The organism is Pseudomonas sp. 2, from assembly GCF_056627435.1.
This window is the reverse complement of the sequence record NZ_JBWXNG010000005.1, coordinates 345,101-363,363: the sequence shown is the minus strand read 5'-3', so window position 1 is coordinate 363,363 and position 18,263 is coordinate 345,101. Positions and strand designations below refer to the sequence as shown.

The following is an 18,263-nucleotide window of genomic DNA, read 5'->3' as shown; positions in this document are numbered from 1 at the left end:
GCCGGCGGGCGGTGTGTCAGACGACATATCCGTCACAGACACACCGCACCCGCCGGCAAGCCGTGCTGCTACGAAGAGCGGTTCCAGGCTGTCTCTGAAGGAAGACTGATTGTCTCGTTATTGAGACTCGACAATCCCCAGCGCCGCCATCTTCTTGTACAGCGTCGAGCGCCCCAGCCCCAGTTGCTGTGCGGCGAGCACCACATTGCCCTTGCATTGCGCCAGCCGCGCCTGGATCAGCTCGCGCTCGAAGCGCTGGCGGGCGTCGCTGTAGGATTCCTGACTGGCAGGCGCAACCGGTACTGGCGCGATTCTGGCCAGCGGAACCAGCGTGCCGATGGCCGCCCGTATGTCCTCGGCCTCAAGGTGCGGGTCGTCACTGAGCAAGGCCGCGCGCTCCAGCACATTGCGCAGCTCGCGGATATTGCCCGGCCAGGCGTGCTGGCCCAAGGTTTCCAGTGCAGCAGGGGTCAGGTCGTGCTGGCTGCGCAGCTCTTCCAGAATCGCCTCGCTCAAGGCGGGCAGGTCATCGAGACGCTCGCGCAGCGGCGGCACGGCAATCGGCAGGACGCTCAGACGGTAATACAGGTCGGCGCGGAACTCCCCGCGCTTGATCGCCGCTTCCAGGTCGGTGGAGGTCGCCGCGATCAGCCGCACGTCGCTCTTGACCATCTGATTGGAGCCCACTGGCTCGTATTCCTTTTCCTGCAGCACGCGCAACAGCTTGCTCTGCAGCGGCAGGGGCATGTCGCCGATTTCATCGAGAAACAAGGTGCCGCCTTCGGCCAGGAACAGCTTGCCTTGGCGACCGCGGCGATCGGCCCCGGTGAAGGCGCCGGGCGCTGTGCCGAAGAACTCGGCTTCGAGCAGGGTTTCCGGGATGGCCGCGCTGTTGATGCTCACGAACGGCTTGTGCGCCCGCGGCGACGTGTTGTGGATGGCATGGGCCAGCAGCTCCTTGCCGGTGCCGGTCTCGCCCAGCAGCAACACCGGTGATTCGGTGCTGGCGCTGCGCCGCGCTCGGCGTTTGACTTCAAGGCTGGCCGCGCTGGTGCCGATGAAGTGCGCGAAGCTGTACTTGGCCTGGCGCTGGCGCAGCAATGAGCGGGTCGAGGCCAGTTCCTGCTGCATGCTCTGGTAGCGCTTGAGCAGCGGCGACAGCGAGTGCAGTTCATCGAAAAGGGCAAAGCCGATGGCGCCGATCACACCGCCGAGGTCGTCGTGGATCGGCAGGCGCATGACCACCAGCGGATCCTTGGCGGTGTCCATCATGTCCAGCAGGATGGGTTGGCCGTTGCTGGCCACCTGGCGCAAGAGGCTGCCGGGAATCACCTTCTCGCAAGGCTGGCCCACCGCACGGCTGGCGTCCTCCAGGCCGAAGCGCCTGGCGTAGCGCTCGTTGATCCAGACGATCCGTGCTTCCTTGTCCACGATTACAGTACCTTCACTGGACTGCTCGATAATCTCGAACAGCGAACGGATAGCAAGCCGCCGTACGCGCCGGTAGTCCTTGAGGCTGTCACTGTCTTTCATGCACGGTTCCGTAGTTTGCGTTGCTCCGGCATCTGGCCGCACAGACTGCAGGTTTTGGCTGTCTTTCAATTGAACCCCGGATGCGCCGCCGCCAGCAGCTCCCTGGTGTAGGGGTGCTGCGGCGCATCGAATACGTCATGGCTGGCGCCGTGCTCGACCACCTTGCCGTCCTTGACCACGATCAGGTCGTGGGCGAGGGCACGCACCACCGCCAGGTCATGGCTGATGAACAGGTAAGTCAGGCCGTGTTTTTCCTGCAACTGACGCAGCAACGCAACGACCTGTTTCTGCACGGTGCGATCCAGTGCGGAGGTCGGTTCGTCGAGCAGAATCAGGGCAGGTTTGAGCACCAACGCCCGGGCAATGGCGATACGCTGCCGTTGCCCGCCGGAAAACTCATGGGGATAGCGATGCCGGCTCAACGGATCGATGCCGACTTCCTCCAGTACACGAATCACTTCGGCCTCACAGCACACCTTGTCCAGTTCGCTGTGCACTTCCAGCCCCTCGCTGATGATCTGCGCCACCGACATGCGCGGGCTGAGACTGCCGTAAGGGTCCTGAAACACCACTTGCATCTGCTTGCGCCAGGGGCGCATCTGTTTGTGATTCAGGGTGTCCAGTGAATGCCCCTTGAAGCGGATACTGCCACGCGATTCGAGCAGGCGCAGGATTGCCTGACCAAGTGTCGATTTGCCCGAACCCGACTCACCGACAATCCCCAGGGTCTTGCCGCGCTCGATGCTCAGGCTGATGTCGTCGACTGCCTTGAGGTATTCCTGATGGCGATTGAAAATGCCGCCGCCCAGCGAGAACCAGACGCGCAGGTTTTCGACTTCAAGTACTTTCTCACGAGTGTCCCGGGGAAGCGGCTCGCCTGCGGGTTCGGCGTCCAGCAGCAAGCGGCTGTAGGGGTGCTGCGGGGCCTTGAACAGAGTCTGGCAATTGGACTGTTCGAGGATCTCGCCGGCGCGCATCACGCAGACCTGCTGGGCGATGCTGTGCACCAGGTTCAGGTCATGGCTGATCAATAGAAGTGACATGTTAAGACGTTTCTGCAAGTTCTTGAGCAGCAACAGGATTTTGCGTTGTACCGTGACGTCCAGTGCGGTGGTCGGCTCATCGGCGATCAGCAGTTCCGGCTCGCAGGCCAGGGCCATGGCGATCATCACCCGCTGGCGCTGCCCACCCGACAGTTGGTGCGGATAGGCTTTCAGACGCTTCTTCGGGTGCTGGATGCCCACCAGTTCCAGCAATTCGAGAATGCGTTCCTGCGCCGCCTTGCCGCTCAGGCCCTTGTGCAGCAGCAGGGTTTCGCCGATCTGCTTGGCCACCGTGTGCAGCGGGTTGAGCGAAGTCATGGGCTCCTGGAAGATCATCGCGATCTGGTTGCCCCGGATGCGCCGCATCAGCTTGCCGTCGGCGCCGAGCAGTTCCTGGCCGCGATAGCGGATGCTGCCGGTGCTGACCGTGCCCGCCTGGGGCAGCAGTTGCAGGATCGAATGAGCGGTGACCGATTTGCCCGACCCCGATTCACCTACCAGCGCCAGGCACTGGCCTGCAGGGATGTCCAGGCTCAGATTTCTGACGACAGTATTTCCATTAAAAGAGACCGACAAGTCGCGGATTTCAATCAGATTTTCAGACATGTCAGGACCTCGGGTCGAAGGCGTCACGCAGCGCCTCGCCAATGAACACCAGCAGCGACAGAATCAGCGCCAGGGTAAAGAAAGCTGTGAAGCCGAGCCACGGCGCCTGCAGGTTCTGCTTGCCCTGGCCGATCAGTTCGCCCAGCGAAGCGCTGCCGGCGGGCATGCCGAAACCGAGGAAATCCAGCGCGGTGAGGGTGGAAATCGCCCCGGTGAGAATGAACGGCAGGTAACTCAGGGTGGCGTTCATGGCATTGGGCAGGATGTGGCGCATGATCACCTTGCGGTCATCCAGGCCCAACGCGCGGGCCGCCTTGACATATTCCAGGTTGCGCCCGCGCAGAAACTCGGCACGCACCACGTCCACCAGTGCCAGCCAGGAAAACAGCGCCATGATCCCCAGCAGCCACCAGAAGTTGGGCTCGACGAAGCCCGACAGAATGATCAGCAGGTACAGCACCGGCAAGCCCGACCAGACCTCCTGCAAACGCTGACCGATCAGGTCGACCCAGCCGCCGTAATAGCCCTGCAGCGCGCCTGCGGCGATGCCGATCAGCGCGCTGATGAAGGTCAGCGCCAGGGCGAACAGAATCGATACCCGCGCGCCGAAGATGACTCGGGCCAGTACGTCCCGCGCCTGATCGTCGGTGCCCAGCCAGTTGATTTCCGAGGGCGGGCTGGGCGCAGGCTTGTTCAGGTCGTAGTTGGGCGTGTCATCGCTGAAGGGAATCGGCGGGAACAGCATCCAGCCTTCGCCCTTGTTGATCAGCTCGCGCACGTAGTCGCTGCGGTAGTCGGGCTGGAACGGCAACTGGCCGCCGAACTCCACCTCGGTGTAGCGTTTGAAGGCAGGAAAGTACAATTCGTGTTTGTAGCTCAACACCAGCGGCTTGTCGTTGGCGATCAGCTCGCCGCACAGGCTGATAATGAACAGCCCGCAAAACAGCCACAGCGACCACCAGCCACGGCGGTTGTTGCGAAAACGCTCGAAACGTCGGCGAGCCACCGGAGACAGTCTGCGCATCAGGCATTCCTCGCGCTGAAGTCGATACGGGGGTCGACCAGGGTGTAGCAGATGTCCCCGACCAGTTTTATCAGAAGCCCGAACAGGGTGAAGATGAACAGCGTGCCGAACACCACCGGATAGTCCCTTGATACGGCCGCCTCGTAACTCATGCGGCCGAGGCCGTCGAGGGAGAAAATCACCTCGATCATCAGCGAACCGGCAAAGAACACAGTAATGAATGCCTGGGGAATGCCCGCCACCACCAGCAGCATCGCATTGCGAAACACGTGGCCGTAGAGCACGCGGCGCTCACTCAGGCCCTTGGCCCGGGCGGTGGTCACGTACTGGCGGGTCACTTCGTTGAGGAAGGAGTTCTTGGTGAGGATGGTCAGCGTCGCGAAACCACCGATCACCAGCGACGCAACCGGCAATACCAGGTGCCAGAAATAGTCGGCGATCTTGCCCAGTGTTGTGAGCGAGTCGAAGTTCTCCGAGACCAGCCCGCGCACCGGGAACCAGCTCAGCGACGTGCCGCCGGCGAACACCACCACCAGCAGCATGGCGAACAGGAACGCCGGCATGGCATAGCCGATGATGATTGCCGTGCTGCTCCAGATGTCGAAGTGGCTGCCGTGCTTGACCGCCTTGCGAATGCCCAGCGGGATCGACACCAGGTAGGTGATCAGCGTCGCCCATAGCCCGAGCGAGATCGACACCGGCATCTTCTGCAGGATCAGGTCGGTGACCTTGGCGCCGCGGAAGAAGCTGTTGCCGAAATCCAGCCGTGCGTAGTTCTTGAGCATCAGCCACAGGCGCTCGTGCAGCGGCTTGTCGAAGCCGTACTGGTGCTCGATCTCCTTGATCAGCTTGGGATCCAGGCCGCGGCTGGCGCGGGATTGGCCGGCGTTCATGGTTTCGGTGTGGCCGGCGCCGATGGTGCCGCCCGCCACGCCCTGCAATTTGGCAATGGCTTGCTCGACCGGTCCGCCGGGCGCGGCCTGCACAATAAAGAAATTCACCAGCAGAATGGCCAGCAAGGTCGGAATGATCAGCAGCAGGCGCCGCAGCAGATAACCCAGCATTACTTCACCTCCCAGGGCAGGGCCGAGTTGCCCCGTTGTTGGGCGAATTGTTCACTGCTCAAAGCCTGCGGGCTGAGCTCCCACCAGGTGTCGATGGCTTCGCTGTTGCTGGCTTGAATCTTCGGAATGCCGAAGCGGTTCCACCACACGGTGGAGGAGCCCGGCGGGTAATAGTTGGGAATCCAGTAGAAGCCCCATTGCAGCACGCGATCCAGCGCGTGGGCGTAGTCGATCATGGCAGGCTTGCTGTCGGCCTTGGCCAGGCCATAGATCAGCGTATCGATGGCCGGATCGCGCAACACCATGTAATTGCTGGAGCCCGAGTCCTTGGCCACCTTGGAGCCGAAGTTGTTGTACAGCTCCATGCCGGGCGAAGTCGACACGCCGTAGCCTGTGACGATCATGTCGTAATCCCGCGCCATGACCCGGTTCAGGTATTGCGCCGAATCGATGCGGCGGATTTCAAAGTCGATGCCGATTTGTGCCAGATTGCGTTTATAGGGCAGCAGAATCTTTTCAAAACCACTCTGGCCATTGAGGAAGGTGAAACTCAGCGGCTCGCCCTCGGCATTCACCAGCTTGTCGCCCTTGGGCATCCAGCCGGCTTCTTCCAGCAGGGCCAAGGCCTGCAGCTGTTTGTCGCGAATGAACCCGGTGCCATCGGTCTTGGGCGTGTGGAACACGGTGGTGAAGACTTCAGGCGGCACCTGGTCGCGCAGTGGTTCGAGGATTTTCAGCTCCGACGCAGTCGGCAACTCGGTTGCCGCCAGATCACTGTTGGAGAAATAGCTGTTCTGGCGCACGTAGACGTTGCGCATCATCTGCCGGTTGGTCCACTCGAAATCCCACAGCATCGCCAGCGCCTGACGCACGCGACGGTCCTGGAACTTGGGCCGGTCCAGGTTGAACACGAACCCCTGGGAACTCTGCACCATACCCGGTGCCAGATGCGCCCGTTGCAGGCGGCCTTCGGTCAGGGCCGGACTGTCGTAGCGCACCGAATAGCCGGTGGCCGAGTACTCGCGGTTGTAGTCGTAGCCGCCGCCGAGCAGCACCTGCCGGGCGACATCGGTGTCGCCAAAATATTCGACGCTGAAATGATCGAAATTGTACATGCCGCGGGTGACCGGCAGATCCTTGGCCCACCAGTCCGCATTGCGCTCGAAGGTGATGCTGCGCCCCGGATCGACCTTGCCGACCCGGTAAGGCCCGCTGCCCACCGGCGCCTCGAAGCCGCCGCCGTTGGCAAAGTCGCGCTCTTTCCACCAGTGCTCGGGGAATACCGGCAATGACGCCAGATCCAGCGGCAGGGTGCGGCTCTCGTTGCTCTTGAAGTCGAAGCGGATCACTGACGGGGACTCGACCTCGACGCCTTTGACGTCGCCGAACTCGGTCCGATACGAAAGGCTGCCCTGGGTCATGAGCAGGTCATAGGTGAAGCGCACATCTTCGGCGGTGATCGGCGTGCCGTCGGAGAACCTGGCTTTGGGGTTCAGATAAAAGCGCAGCGACATGCCATCGGCGGCGCGCTCCATTTTTTCGGCGATCAGGCCGTAGACCGTGTAGGGCTCGTCGAGGGATTTGACCGCCAGCGGCGAGTAGAGCAGCCCGTTGACCTGCGACACCCCGGTGCCCTTGTCGATGTACGGCATGATGTGGTCGAACTGCCCGATTTCCTGTGCCGAGCGGCGCATGCTGCCGCCTTTTGGGGCGTCGGCGTTGACGTAGTCGAAGTGTTTGAAATCCGCCGGATAACGCGGCGCTTCGCCGTAGACGGTCAGGGCATATTGGGGAGCAGCGGACAGGGGTTGCGGACCTGAGAGCAGGAGGAGTGTTGCGGCCATCAGCGATGAAAAAACAAAACGCATTACACGAATCCTGACTGACGCCGTTTGCGGGCATCAGGGTTTGAGGTCATGAACCGGCGATTGCCGCCAGCCCTTCGATTTTTTATTCGTTACCTGCGGTGGCACGCTACCGCAAGGGTTGAGTCTTTGTAACCGGGCAATACGTATGGATCATGACGCGCCGGCTCCGCAGCCGGTATAAACCGCTTGCACCATGGTGCCAATGTACTGGCCTTGTGGACGGAACGAAAGTTAAAGCAAATTCTTTGCCTGAATCGATACCGCAACACAATACGGCGCGCAAAGCAAAACGGCCCGCTTTTGAGGGCGAGCCGTTTGCGTGAGACAGGGCTGGATCAGTCCTGGCGGCTGGTCACTTCCAGCAGGTGATAACCGAACTGGGTTTTCACCGGGCCCTGAACGACGTTCACTGGCGCGCTGAACACGACGGTGTCGAATTCCTTGACCATCTGGCCAGGACCGAACGAACCCAAGTCACCGCCCTGACGGCTCGAAGGGCAGCTGGAGTTGGCCTTGGCGACTTCGGCGAAATCTGCGCCGCCTTCGATCTGGGCTTTCAGTTCGTTGCACTTTTCTTCAGTGGAAACAAGGATGTGGCGAGCGGTAGCTCTGGCCATGTGGATTACTCCTGTCAAAAAAAAGAAAGAGCCTACCCGATTAAGGGAGGCTTTTCCCGAGAAAGTTCCGACGCATCAACTCGGCAACCGTTAACGGTAGCGCAGCTTGTCGACAGCCGAGCGCAGCAGTTGCTCGGTGCCGTCCCAGCCCAGGCAGCCGTCGGTGACCGAAACCCCGTAACGCAGCGACTCGCTCAACGGCTGGCAGCCTTCGAACAGATGACTTTCCAGCATCATGCCAATCAAGGTGTTGTCGCCCGCGAGCTTTTGCGCCAGTACATCATTGAAGACCTGAGGCTGACGCAGCGGGTCCTTGCCGCTGTTGGCGTGGCTGCAGTCGACCATGACCCGTGCCGCGATGCGGTTCTTGTCCAGGCTGGCGTTGACCTTGGCCACGCTTGCGGCGTCGAAGTTCGGGCCGTTGTGGCCGCCGCGCAGCACGATATGGGTATCCGGGTTGCCTTGAGTCTCGATGATCGCTGGGTGGCCATGGCGATCGATGCCGAAATGGCGATGGGCGTGAGCAGCGGAACGAATGGCGTCGCAGGCCACGGCAATACCGCCGTCGGTGCCGTTCTTGAAGCCGACGGGCATGTGCAGGCCGCTGGCCATTTCCCGGTGGATCTGCGATTCGGTGGTGCGTGCGCCAATGGCGACCCAGCTCAGCAGGTCATCGAAGTAGCCGGCGGCCATGGGTTGCAGCAATTCGGTGGCGATCGGCAGGCCCAGGCGAATCATTTCGCGCATCAGGTGCCGGGACAGCGTCAGGCCGGCTGCCATGTCGTCGCTGCCGTCCAGATGTGGATCGTAGGCCAGGCCTTTCCAGCCGACGGTGGTGCGGGGCTTTTCGACGTAGGCGCGCATCACCAGCAGCATCTGGTCGCTGACTTCGGTGGCGAGATTGGCCAGGCGTTCGGCGTATTCGAGGGCCGATTGCGGGTCATGGATCGAGCAGGGGCCGACGACCACCAGCAGGCGCGAGTCTTCGCCATTGAGGATGGCGCGTACCGATTGGCGATGAGCCTGGATCTGCGCAGTCAGCGTGGCATCGAGCGGCAACTGGTTTTTCAGCGCCAGGGTGCTGGGCAGGCGTTGTGGGGCAGGGTGACTGTCGATCAGGGTCACTGGAGAGGACGGCAGGTCAGACAGGTTTTTAGCTGCGACGGACGAATTCATGTTCAGGGCTTCCTGGCCGGCGGGCAATGTCCCGCGCGGGCCTACTGGGGTGTTCGACAATGTGCCGTATGGACGGTAAGTGCGGATTTGCCACCTGCAAGTGACCGGTCGGAGGCGGCTGACTGTCCCGAACGGAGGCTGCTAAATCGCCATGCAAAGTCGATGTCGTTGCGGTAATAGGTGCTGTAGTTCATTTCGGTATCCTCGGTTTGAAGCGCTAGTCAGGTTGTGCGGGGCGATTTGCCAGCCCCAGAAAAACGAAACCCCCGGTCGGGAAGCCGACCGGGGGTAGAGTTATCTCTGGTGGGCGTCCCGTTATTCGTGGGCGCCGTTTGGGTATCAGGCGCGCTAGTGGCTAAACCAATACCCATAAAAATAAGAAGCAGGCGAGCAGACCGCAGCCACATTCCACGCAGCGATATCCGCAACCGGACGCGTGGCGTCGGCTGGGCGGCAAGGCTGGGAAAGGGTGGAAGGCAACATGGTCTGTCTCCGTAAGGTGACGCCGAGCTTACTTCAGGCAGATGCGGTTATTCAATTGGAAAATTCAATGAGGTCCATTGGCCCGTTGCCGTGGCGACGCCCTGAGCAGGGCTGGCTGCACCTGTGCGGCAGGTGGATGGCGCGCGGCACCTGGATGGAAGGCATAGGCAGACTTGGCGCCGTGCATGCGGCGACGTGATGACACTGCTGCCAGATTCTGCCGCTGTGGGCGATAATAGAACCCACAACTTTTGAGGAAACTTCCTACAACTAAGCGTCTAAATAACGCTCGGTGACGAGTCATCGCCCTTAGTCGGTTGCTCGACGGGGATGACGCCGACTTTCATGCCCAGCAGTACCGCCACTTTATGGGACTCGCCTCTGCGGCCTTTCTTGCGACCGGAGAGAATCTGATAAGTCGTGGCCGGATCAACGCTGTTTTCCCGAGCAAACTCTTGAACAGATTTGCCTTGCTCTTCGAGCCAGGCCTTGGCTTGTGCTGCGGTGCGTATTCCGGGCATAGTTCAAAACCGTTCAAGTCAGTATAAATTTATCACGATTCTACCATTCGTAAGGATGGGGTCAACAAGGTTATGCATTCAAATGAGTGGAATTGGTGCCCGGCTTAGGGAAGAACGCGAGCGCTTGGGGCTGTCGCAACGAGCGTTCGGAGAAATTGGTGGCGTGGAGCCCAATGCGCAGGGCAAGTACGAGAGCGGCGACCGTACACCCAAGGCAGATTACCTGGCTGCGGTCGCCGCCAAAGGCGTGGATGTGTTGTACGTCTTGACCGGCACACGCACCCCCGCGCCGGTTGAAAACCTCAGCGAAGTCGAGGAGTGGGTGCTGGGCAGCTACCGCTCGCTGGTCAAGGAAGATCGTGACGCGATCCTGCGCCTGACCACGACCCTGGCTGAATATAAAGCCACCTATGCGCCAGACAAGAAAGCCACTTCAGAGGAAGACTGAAACTGCGGTTTTGCAGCAAGCGCGCGTTTGAAGATTTTTTGCAAGTTTCATGGTCGATGATGATAGCTTGTCGGTATCGTTATGGATCACTCGGCACGGCCGGTAAAACATTGCCTTCGCAACAATGTTTCGCGCTAGGTCCTGCATTTTCTTTTTGCTAAGGTGGCGAGCAATCGTCATAAATCGTTTGGTGAGGTGTTTGCTTGATTAGGGTGCTGGTTGTAGACGACCATGATCTGGTGCGCACAGGTATCACACGGATGCTGTCGGACATCGACGGACTGCAGGTGGTCGGGCAGGCAGACTCGGGCGAGGAGTCGTTGAAGAAGGCCCGCGAACTCAAGCCCGACGTGGTGCTGATGGATGTGAAGATGCCCGGCATCGGCGGCCTGGAAGCCACCCGCAAGATGCTGCGCAGCCATCCCGAAATCAAGGTGGTCGCCGTGACGGTCTGTGAAGAAGACCCGTTCCCGACCCGTTTGCTGCAGGCCGGCGCCGCCGGTTACATGACCAAGGGCGCAGGGCTGACCGAGATGGTCCAGGCCATCCGTCTGGTGTTCGCCGGGCAGCGCTACATCAGCCCGCAGATCGCCCAGCAGCTGGCGCTCAAGTCCTTCCAGCCGCAGACCAGCAATTCACCCTTCGAGCTGTTGTCGGAGCGGGAAATCCAGATTGCGCTGATGATCGTCGGCTGCCAGAAGGTGCAGACCATCTCCGACAAGCTGTGCCTGTCGCCCAAGACCGTGAACACCTACCGTTACCGCATCTTCGAAAAGCTCTCCATCGGCAGCGATGTCGAACTGGCTTTGCTGGCTGTCCGTCACGGCATGGTTGATGCCAGCGCCTGACCGATCTGACTGAAATGACCCAACCGTTCGATCCAAGTGCCTTTCTGGCAACCTGCAGTGGCCGACCCGGCGTGTATCGCATGTTCGATATCGAGGGGCGGCTTCTTTATGTGGGCAAGGCCAAGAACCTCAAGAAGCGCCTTGCAAGCTACTTTCGCAAGACCGGCCACGCACCCAAGACCAGCGCGCTGGTGGGGCGCATTGCCCAGGTCGAGACCACCATCACCGCCAACGAAACCGAGGCGTTGCTGCTGGAACAGACGCTGATCAAGGAATCGCGTCCGCCCTATAACATCCTGCTGCGTGACGACAAATCCTACCCGTACGTGCATTTGTCCGATGGCCTGTTCCCGCGCCTGAGCATCCATCGCGGTGCAAAGAAGGCCAAAGGGCGCTACTTCGGGCCGTATCCCAGCGCCGGTGCGATTCGCGAGAGCCTGGCGATCCTGCAGAAGACGTTTCACGTGCGCCAGTGCGAAGACAGCTTCTACAAGAACCGCACGCGGCCGTGCCTGCAGTACCAGATCAAGCGCTGCAAGGCGCCGTGCGTGGGGCTGGTCGAGCCAGAGACTTATGGCGACGACGTGCGCCACTCGGTGATGTTCCTCGAAGGGCGCAGCAATGCCCTGAGTGACGAACTGAACACGCTGATGGAAAAGGCCGCGATGGAACTGAATTTCGAGCACGCCGCCGAACTGCGCGACCAGATCGCGCTGCTGCGCAGGGTGCAGGATCAGCAGAGTATGGAAAGCGGCACCGGCGATGTCGATGTCGTGGCCGCCTTCGTCAACCCGGGTGGTGCGTGCGTGCACCTGATCAGCGTGCGTGGCGGGCGAGTGCTGGGCAGCAAGAATTTCTTCCCGCAGGTGGGCATCGAAGAGGAGGTCGGTGAAGTCATGTCGGCCTTCCTGGCTCAGTATTTCCTGGGGGGCGGCGAGCGGGAGCTGCCGGGCGAGGTCATCGTCAACGTGGTCAACGAGGACTTCCCGGCGCTGATCGACGCCATCGACGCTTCCCGCGGACGACAAATCAGCATCAGCCACCGGGTGCGCGGCACACGGGCGCGCTGGCAGCAACTGGCGGTGACCAACGCCGAGCAGGCACTGGCGGCGCGCCTGGCGAACCGGCAGCACATCGCCGCGCGTTTCGAGGCCCTGGCCGACGTGCTCAAGCTCGATGAACCGCCGCAGCGCCTCGAATGCTATGACATCAGTCACTCCAGCGGCGAGGCCACCGTGGCGTCCTGCGTGGTGTTCGGTCCGGAAGGGCCGATCAAGTCCGACTACCGGCGCTACAACATCGAAGGCGTGACCGCAGGCGACGACTATGCGGCCATGCATCAGGCGCTGACCCGGCGCTTCGGCAAGATCAAGGACGGCGAAGGCAAGTTGCCGGACATCCTGCTGGTGGACGGCGGCAAAGGCCAGCTCAACATGGCGCGCGACGTGATGAATGAACTGGCGGTGCCGGACCTGATTCTGCTGGGTGTCGCCAAGGGTACGACGCGCAAGGCGGGTTTCGAAACCCTGTACCTGAACGACGCCGCCCATGAATTCACGCTCAAGGGCGATTCACCCGCGCTGCACCTGATCCAGCAGATTCGCGATGAAGCCCACCGTTTTGCAATCACCGGCCACCGCGCACGGCGAGGCAAAACACGACGTACTTCGACCCTGGAAGGCGTGGCGGGCGTGGGCCCGACCCGGCGCCGCGACCTGCTCAAACACTTCGGTGGGTTGCAGGAATTGTCCCGGGCCAGCGTCGAAGAAATCGCCAAGGCGCCTGGAATCAGCAAAAAGCTTGCAGAGTCGATTTATGCAAACCTGCACAGCGAGTAGAATGCCCGCTCACCTCGTAGCCAGTTGTGCCGATGAATATCCCTAATCTGATTACCGTATTACGTGTCCTGCTGATTCCGATCTTCATTCTGTTGTTCTACCTGCCTTATCACTGGAGCTATATGGCAGCCAGTTCGGTGTTCGCCCTGGCGGCCGCCACCGACTGGCTCGACGGCTACCTGGCGCGACGCCTGGAGCAGAGCACGCCATTCGGCGCGTTTCTTGATCCTGTGGCCGATAAACTGATGGTGGCCGTCGCCCTGGTGCTGCTGGTGCAGGCCCACGCCAATTTCTGGCTGACGCTGCCGGCGGCCGTCATCATCGGTCGCGAAATCGTGATTTCCGCACTGCGCGAATGGATGGCCGAAATCGGCGCCCGCGCCCAGGTGGCGGTGTCTAACCTGGGCAAATGGAAAACCGCCGCGCAGATGCTGGCGCTGGTGATCCTGCTGGCCAACCCGCCCGCGTTTACCTTCTGGGTGGTACTGGGCTACATCCTGCTCATGGTGGCGGCGGGGCTGACGCTGTGGTCGATGGTGCAATACCTGCGGGCTGCATGGCCGCATCTGCGTACCACTGCAGAAGAAAAATAAGTTTTTTTAAATCAAGGGGTTGACGGCGTCACTGGAATCTATAGAATGGCGCCCACACCAAGCGGGAATAGCTCAGTTGGTAGAGCACGACCTTGCCAAGGTCGGGGTCGCGAGTTCGAGTCTCGTTTCCCGCTCCAGTTTGTAATGCGTTAAATGTCAGCTGTCAGGGTATTTAGCGTTTGGGGCCGAGTAGCAAAATGGTTATGCCGCGGATTGCAAATCCGCTTACGCCGGTTCGATTCCGACCTCGGCCTCCACTATAAACGAGCTCTGTAGATCACTGATTTACAGAGCTTTTTTATTTGTGCCAGCATTTGTTTTCTGATGCATTTAGACACCCTGCAAGCTTGCTTCGCCGGGTAGGGATGTATATATTCCCAGCTCTTGTCGATACTGACGGTCTGCACTCATGCTGATCGGAACATCGATACGCAACACCGCCCTGATGGTGAAATTGGTAGACACACCGGACTTAAAATCCGTCGTCCGAAAGGATGTGCCGGTTCGACTCCGGCTCGGGGCACCATCTAGATCAGGCGCTTACGGAGCAATCCGAAGCGCCTGAGTCGTTTTCCGCTTCCTTGACTCACCCATCCTTCCTCAGACCACTTCGTTGGCACGACTGCTTGCCCCTGTATTTTCGAACGCCGTGCTGCGTCATTGCGAAGGTCGTTCGCGCACCGGGGCTGAATTCAGATCGTCAAAAGACGACAGGAAACCATAGGGAGTTTTAGAAAGTGGGGCCAATCAAGCAGTAGCGGATCAGTGCTTGTTCTGAGCTTTGTTTTTGCCGGAGTACCAGGTGCACGGCGACGTCGCGTTGTGCTTCGTGAATCTCAAAGAAAATGCGGTACCGGCCGATGATCATCTTGCGATACTGCAGGATCCCCAGTGCGCTTGCTTCATCGCTAACCGCCCAGCGCATGGGAAGCTCGCTGAGCTTGGACGTAATTTCGTCGAGTAGTTCACTGACAGAAGACAGCGCTGCGGCTTGGTCCTGGTAAGCTGCCAGGTAAACGATCTGGTCTTCAATGCTTTGGTAGGCGACGTTGGTGAAACGTATGGTGTAGCGTGTAAGTGGATCGACCATTGAGCTTCCTGACTACCTGATCACTGGCCAAACTTCTGGGCCAGGCGCGCTTTCAGTTCATCCGCAGTGCTGTGCTTGCCTTCTGCATATTCCCTGGACCCGATCGCAAGCATTTTGACGATCGCAATGGCCTCATCGCGGCTTTTACGTTCGGCGTAGGACTCGATGACATAAGCGGGTACGCCGTTCTGAGTGACCACCATGGGCTCTTCCAGATCGAGATCGGCGGCATGGCGTTTCAGGTAACTGATCGTCTCGACTCTCATTGGTATCACTCCTTCGCCCGATCGGTTTGACATGTGGCTGGCAGCGCAGCCAGTGGTTGGTCAAGAGCATAGCGTAGCAGTGGTCTAAATTAAACCTGAATTCAGACCATTTGCCGGTGCTGCTGAGGCTTCCTCGTTTCAATGATCTTCGCCGATTCGTCTCGAATGGGTTGCCCATTTTTCCACCGCGCACCGTGCCGCCGATCTTCTGACGTCATAATTATTTCAAATAACTGTTCGTTTAACTTCGTACAACCCGCATACTCGCGGTTTCGGGACGGGAGGTTGTATGCGCACACGCGGACAGAAGTACTGGGACTGGGCGCGAAACGATGTGCATGTCCGCGATCATGATGAAAGGCTGCTCGATGGCACGCTGATCAACGTCCAGGTGCGGCACTGCGCCGAACTGGCGACGCAGCTGTTCATTGGCGTCTATTGCGCAAAGGGTGTGATGCTCTTTGAAGAGGCCTACTCGTCGCGCCCCGGCGAGACGATGACGCAGGCGATCGCCTGGGGCGTCGATCGAGCGAAAGAGTTGCTGGGCCCCCGCGGTATCGCGCGGCCCAGCCCGGCAAGCCCCGATCCGCTACCGCGCAGGCGCGCCCGCAAGCTGGTTTGAGGTGGCCGGCGTCTAATGGCGCTGTTTCTTAGTGATTCACATGAGCTGCCCGAAAAACCACTCAAATTCCTGCCAAGACCGCGCGCAGGAACGGGGCGGTTTTACTTTTCTTGCTCTTCGCCACGCTCTCCGGCGTCCCGCTGGCAACGATCTTCCCACCGTCTTCCCCGGCGCCGGGGCCCATGTCGATGACCCAGTCACTCTGAGCGACGACGCGCATTTCGTGTTCGACGACGATCACGCTGTGGCCATTGTCGACCAGTGCGTTGAGTTGCACCAGCAGACGGTCGACGTCGCTGGGGTGCAGGCCGGTGGTGGGTTCGTCGAGTACGTATAGCGTGGCGCCGCGTGGGTTGCGTTGCAGCTCGGTGGCGAGTTTGATGCGCTGGGCCTCGCCGCCGGACAGCTCGGTCGCGGGCTGGCCAAGTCGCAGGTAACCCAGGCCGATGTCGCGCAGCACGGTCAGTGATCGCAGCACCGCCGGTTGCTCGGCGAACACCTCGACGGCCTGGTCGACGGTCAGTTGCAGCACCTGGGCGATGTTCAGGTCGTGCCAGTGCACGGCCAGGGTCTGCGGGTTGTAGCGGGCGCCGTGGCAGGTCTGGCAGGGCGCGTAGACGCTGGGCATGAACAGCAATTCGACGCTGACGAAGCCTTCGCCTTCGCACACTTCGCAACGTCCCTTGGCGACGTTGAAGGAGAACTGGCCGGCGTCGTAACCGGCGGCCTTGGCTTCATCGGTGGCAGCGAAGAGTTTGCGCACGTTGTCGAACAGGCCGGTGTAGGTGGCGAGGTTGGAGCGGGGCGTTCGGCCGATGGGTTTCTGATCGACCTGCACCAGGCGCTTGATCGACTCAAGGCCCCCGGCGATGTGGCCCCCAGTGGGTTGTGGCGCATCGTCTTCCAGGCTCGGTTCTTCCTGATCGCTGGTGGCGCTGGGGCTTCCCAGCCCTGCGCCGACGAGTTCGAGCAAGGCCTGGCTGACCAGGCTGGATTTGCCCGAGCCTGAGATGCCGGTCACCGAGGTGAAGCAGCCCAGCGGGAGTTCGGCACTGAGGTCGGTCAGGTTGTTGCGAGTGATGCCGGACAGGCGCAGCCAGTCCCTGGCCCGGCGCCGCTGGGTGCGCAGGTGGCTGTGTTCGGCGAACAGGTGCAGGCGAGTGCGCGAGGCTTCGACCTGCGCCAGTCCTGCCGGCGGGCCGCTGTACAGCACGCGTCCTCCGTGCTCGCCCGCTGCCGGGCCGACATCCACCAGCCAGTCGGCGCGGCGCATGGTCTCCAGATCGTGCTCGACCACGAACAGCGAGTTGCCAGCGGCCTTGAGTTGCTGAAGCGCAGCGAACAGCGCTTCGCTGTCGGCCGGATGCAGCCCGGCCGAAGGTTCGTCGAGCACGTAGATCACCCCGAACAGCTGCGAGCCCAGTTGGGTGGCCAGGCGCAGGCGCTGCAATTCGCCTGAGGACAGCGTCGGCGTGCTGCGGTCCAGTGCCAGATAGCCCAGGCCCAGGTCGGTCAGGGTGCTGACCCGGGCCAGCAGATCCTGAGCGATGCGTTGCGCGGCCAGGCGTTTCTCGATCGACAGGTCGGGGTTGGCCGGATCGTCACAGGCGCTTTCCATGGCCACCGGGCGCAGCACTTCGGCCAGGCGCAGCAAGGGCATCTGTGACAGCTCGCCGATGTCCAGGCCAGCGAAGGTCACGGACAACGCCTCACGCTTCAGGCGCTTGCCCTCGCAAAGCGGGCAGGGGCTGCCGCGCATGAACTGCGAGACACGCTTTTTCATCAGCGCGCTTTGTGAGTGAGTGAAGGTGTGCAGGATGTAGCGCCGCGCACCGATGAAGGTGCCCTGATAGCTGGGTTCGAGTTTGCGCTTGAGGGCGACGCGGGTTTCTTCCGGCGTCAGGCCTGCGTAGACCGGCGCGGTGGGTTGCTCTTCGGTGAACAGAATCCAGTCGCGCTGCTTTTTCGGCAGGTCGCGCCACGGGATGTCGACGTCATAGCCGAGGGTCACCAGGATGTCGCGCTGGTTCTGCCCCTGCCAGGCCAGCGGCCAGGACGCCACGGCGCGCTGGCGGATGGTCAGCGAGTCGTCCGGCACCATGAGTTCTTCCGGCACCTCATAGACCCGGCCCAGGCCGTGGCACTCGGGGCACGCGCCTTGTGGCAGGTTGGGTGAGAAGTCTTCGGCGTACAGCATCGGCTGGCCCGCGGGATAGCTGCCTGCGCGGGAATAGAGCATGCGAATCAGGCTCGACAGTGTGGTCACGCTGCCCACCGATGAGCGCGTGCTCGGCGTGCCGCGCTGCTGTTGCAGGGCCACGGCCGGAGGCAGGCCTTCGATGGAATCGACGTCCGGCACGCCGACCTGATCGATCAGCCGCCGGGCATAGGGCGCCACCGACTCGAAGTAACGCCGTTGGGCTTCGGCATACAGCGTGGAAAAGGCCAGCGATGATTTGCCCGAGCCGGATACCCCCGTGAACACCACCAGTGCGTCGCGAGGGATATCGACGTCGACTTCCTTGAGGTTGTGCTCGCGGGCGCCCCGTACCTTGACGAAGCCGGGTTGGTTCGCAGGAGCAGTGACGGTGACGGAGTCCGGCAGGTGTGGCGCAGTTGTCAT

At 61.1% G+C, this 18,263-nt stretch carries 16 protein-coding genes and 3 tRNA genes; 8 read left to right on the top strand and 11 right to left on the bottom strand.

Translation table 11 applies throughout. From position 1 onward, the window contains the following. Window positions 1-117 precede the first annotated feature (117 nt). The 8 genes from AC1MEK_RS11335 to AC1MEK_RS11300 all read right to left on the bottom strand — a co-directional run bounded on the left by AC1MEK_RS11335 (window position 118) and on the right by AC1MEK_RS11300 (window position 9,935). On the bottom strand, window positions 118-1,533 hold the full coding sequence (locus tag AC1MEK_RS11335) for a sigma-54 interaction domain-containing protein (protein ID WP_480396366.1): 1,416 nt from the start codon (window positions 1,531-1,533) through the stop codon (window positions 118-120). 65 nt (window positions 1,534-1,598) lie between these two features. Beyond that, complete coding sequence (locus AC1MEK_RS11330; RefSeq protein WP_480396365.1) at window positions 1,599-3,182, bottom strand: ABC transporter ATP-binding protein; 1,584 nt, start codon at window positions 3,180-3,182, stop codon at window positions 1,599-1,601. 1 nt (window position 3,183) lies between these two features. Continuing rightward, on the bottom strand, window positions 3,184-4,206 hold the full coding sequence (locus AC1MEK_RS11325; RefSeq protein WP_480396364.1) for an ABC transporter permease: 1,023 nt from the start codon (window positions 4,204-4,206) through the stop codon (window positions 3,184-3,186). Further along, on the bottom strand, window positions 4,206-5,270 hold the full coding sequence (locus tag AC1MEK_RS11320; protein ID WP_480396363.1) for a microcin C ABC transporter permease YejB: 1,065 nt from the start codon (window positions 5,268-5,270) through the stop codon (window positions 4,206-4,208). Before AC1MEK_RS11320 ends, AC1MEK_RS11325 begins: the two co-directional genes overlap by 1 nt. Continuing rightward, entirely contained in the window at window positions 5,270-7,138 is a 1,869-nt protein-coding gene (locus tag AC1MEK_RS11315; protein ID WP_480396362.1) for an extracellular solute-binding protein, read from the bottom strand. Before AC1MEK_RS11315 ends, AC1MEK_RS11320 begins: the two co-directional genes overlap by 1 nt. Window positions 7,139-7,473: 335 nt before the next feature. Continuing rightward, window positions 7,474-7,755: a peptidylprolyl isomerase gene (locus AC1MEK_RS11310; protein WP_480396361.1), complete on the bottom strand. Its 282-nt coding sequence runs from the start codon at window positions 7,753-7,755 to the stop codon at window positions 7,474-7,476. A gap of 90 nt (window positions 7,756-7,845) precedes the next feature. Next, entirely contained in the window at window positions 7,846-8,931 is a 1,086-nt protein-coding gene (locus AC1MEK_RS11305; RefSeq protein ID WP_480396360.1) for a 3-deoxy-7-phosphoheptulonate synthase, read from the bottom strand. A gap of 761 nt (window positions 8,932-9,692) precedes the next feature. After that, entirely contained in the window at window positions 9,693-9,935 is a 243-nt protein-coding gene (locus AC1MEK_RS11300; protein WP_480396359.1) for a DNA-binding protein, read from the bottom strand. Window positions 9,936-10,017: 82 nt separating this feature from the next. Here AC1MEK_RS11300 and AC1MEK_RS11295 point away from each other — a divergent pair, with 82 nt between their 5' ends. From AC1MEK_RS11295 to AC1MEK_RS11265, 7 genes are all read left to right on the top strand, one after another. Further along, a complete protein-coding gene (locus tag AC1MEK_RS11295) occupies window positions 10,018-10,383 on the top strand; it encodes a helix-turn-helix domain-containing protein (RefSeq protein ID WP_480396358.1) in 366 nt (121 codons plus the stop codon). Between the two features lie 203 nt (window positions 10,384-10,586). Next, window positions 10,587-11,231 carry a response regulator transcription factor GacA gene (gene gacA / locus AC1MEK_RS11290; protein ID WP_480396357.1) on the top strand — a complete coding sequence of 215 codons (645 nt, stop codon included), beginning with the start codon at window positions 10,587-10,589 and terminating at the stop codon, window positions 11,229-11,231. Between the two features lie 14 nt (window positions 11,232-11,245). Next, window positions 11,246-13,069, top strand: a complete 1,824-nt coding sequence (uvrC, locus tag AC1MEK_RS11285; RefSeq protein WP_480396356.1) for an excinuclease ABC subunit UvrC — start codon at window positions 11,246-11,248, stop codon at window positions 13,067-13,069. Window positions 13,070-13,101: 32 nt separating this feature from the next. Further along, window positions 13,102-13,662, top strand: coding sequence for a CDP-diacylglycerol--glycerol-3-phosphate 3-phosphatidyltransferase (gene pgsA / locus AC1MEK_RS11280; RefSeq protein ID WP_480396355.1), 561 nt, complete (start codon window positions 13,102-13,104; stop codon window positions 13,660-13,662). A gap of 61 nt (window positions 13,663-13,723) precedes the next feature. After that, window positions 13,724-13,799: transfer RNA gene (locus AC1MEK_RS11275), tRNA-Gly, on the top strand. Between the two features lie 46 nt (window positions 13,800-13,845). Further along, window positions 13,846-13,919 (top strand) — tRNA-Cys (locus AC1MEK_RS11270). Between the two features lie 182 nt (window positions 13,920-14,101). Beyond that, window positions 14,102-14,188, top strand: a tRNA-Leu gene (locus tag AC1MEK_RS11265). Window positions 14,189-14,392: 204 nt separating this feature from the next. On the opposite strand, the gene AC1MEK_RS11260 is transcribed toward AC1MEK_RS11265, so the two are convergent. Beyond that, entirely contained in the window at window positions 14,393-14,752 is a 360-nt protein-coding gene (locus tag AC1MEK_RS11260; protein WP_480396354.1) for a type II toxin-antitoxin system RelE/ParE family toxin, read from the bottom strand. A gap of 20 nt (window positions 14,753-14,772) precedes the next feature. Continuing rightward, entirely contained in the window at window positions 14,773-15,018 is a 246-nt protein-coding gene (locus AC1MEK_RS11255) for a type II toxin-antitoxin system Phd/YefM family antitoxin (protein ID WP_480396353.1), read from the bottom strand. Window positions 15,019-15,307: 289 nt separating this feature from the next. Between AC1MEK_RS11255 and AC1MEK_RS11250 the strand changes: the two genes are divergently transcribed. Further along, window positions 15,308-15,640: a hypothetical protein gene (locus AC1MEK_RS11250; RefSeq protein WP_480396352.1), complete on the top strand. Its 333-nt coding sequence runs from the start codon at window positions 15,308-15,310 to the stop codon at window positions 15,638-15,640. A 61-nt stretch (window positions 15,641-15,701) separates the two neighbouring features. Here the strand turns inward: AC1MEK_RS11250 and AC1MEK_RS11245 are convergent, their stop codons facing one another. Further along, the gene (locus tag AC1MEK_RS11245; RefSeq protein ID WP_480396351.1) at window positions 15,702-18,263 is read right to left on the bottom strand and encodes an excinuclease ABC subunit UvrA; all 2,562 of its coding nucleotides are present in this window, start codon (window positions 18,261-18,263) and stop codon (window positions 15,702-15,704) included.

Excerpts from the sequence above, each read along its gene's own strand:
- AC1MEK_RS11300 (WP_480396359.1), bottom strand. The coding sequence starts at position 9,935 with ATGCCCGGAATACGCACCGCAGCACAAGCCAAGGCCTGGCTCGAAGAG.
- uvrC (WP_480396356.1), top strand. The coding sequence starts at position 11,246 with ATGACCCAACCGTTCGATCCAAGTGCCTTTCTGGCAACCTGCAGTGGC.
- AC1MEK_RS11260 (WP_480396354.1), bottom strand. The coding sequence starts at position 14,752 with ATGGTCGATCCACTTACACGCTACACCATACGTTTCACCAACGTCGCC.
- AC1MEK_RS11310 (WP_480396361.1), bottom strand. The coding sequence starts at position 7,755 with ATGGCCAGAGCTACCGCTCGCCACATCCTTGTTTCCACTGAAGAAAAG.
- AC1MEK_RS11305 (WP_480396360.1), bottom strand. The coding sequence starts at position 8,931 with ATGAATTCGTCCGTCGCAGCTAAAAACCTGTCTGACCTGCCGTCCTCT.
- AC1MEK_RS11335 (WP_480396366.1), bottom strand. The coding sequence starts at position 1,533 with ATGAAAGACAGTGACAGCCTCAAGGACTACCGGCGCGTACGGCGGCTT.
- AC1MEK_RS11325 (WP_480396364.1), bottom strand. The coding sequence starts at position 4,206 with ATGCGCAGACTGTCTCCGGTGGCTCGCCGACGTTTCGAGCGTTTTCGC.
- AC1MEK_RS11315 (WP_480396362.1), bottom strand. The coding sequence starts at position 7,138 with ATGCGTTTTGTTTTTTCATCGCTGATGGCCGCAACACTCCTCCTGCTC.
- AC1MEK_RS11255 (WP_480396353.1), bottom strand. The coding sequence starts at position 15,018 with ATGAGAGTCGAGACGATCAGTTACCTGAAACGCCATGCCGCCGATCTC.
- AC1MEK_RS11250 (WP_480396352.1), top strand. The coding sequence starts at position 15,308 with ATGCGCACACGCGGACAGAAGTACTGGGACTGGGCGCGAAACGATGTG.
- AC1MEK_RS11245 (WP_480396351.1), bottom strand. The coding sequence starts at position 18,263 with ATGACAACTGCGCCACACCTGCCGGACTCCGTCACCGTCACTGCTCCT.
- AC1MEK_RS11330 (WP_480396365.1), bottom strand. The coding sequence starts at position 3,182 with ATGTCTGAAAATCTGATTGAAATCCGCGACTTGTCGGTCTCTTTTAAT.
- pgsA (WP_480396355.1), top strand. The coding sequence starts at position 13,102 with ATGAATATCCCTAATCTGATTACCGTATTACGTGTCCTGCTGATTCCG.
- AC1MEK_RS11320 (WP_480396363.1), bottom strand. The coding sequence starts at position 5,270 with ATGCTGGGTTATCTGCTGCGGCGCCTGCTGCTGATCATTCCGACCTTG.
- AC1MEK_RS11295 (WP_480396358.1), top strand. The coding sequence starts at position 10,018 with ATGAGTGGAATTGGTGCCCGGCTTAGGGAAGAACGCGAGCGCTTGGGG.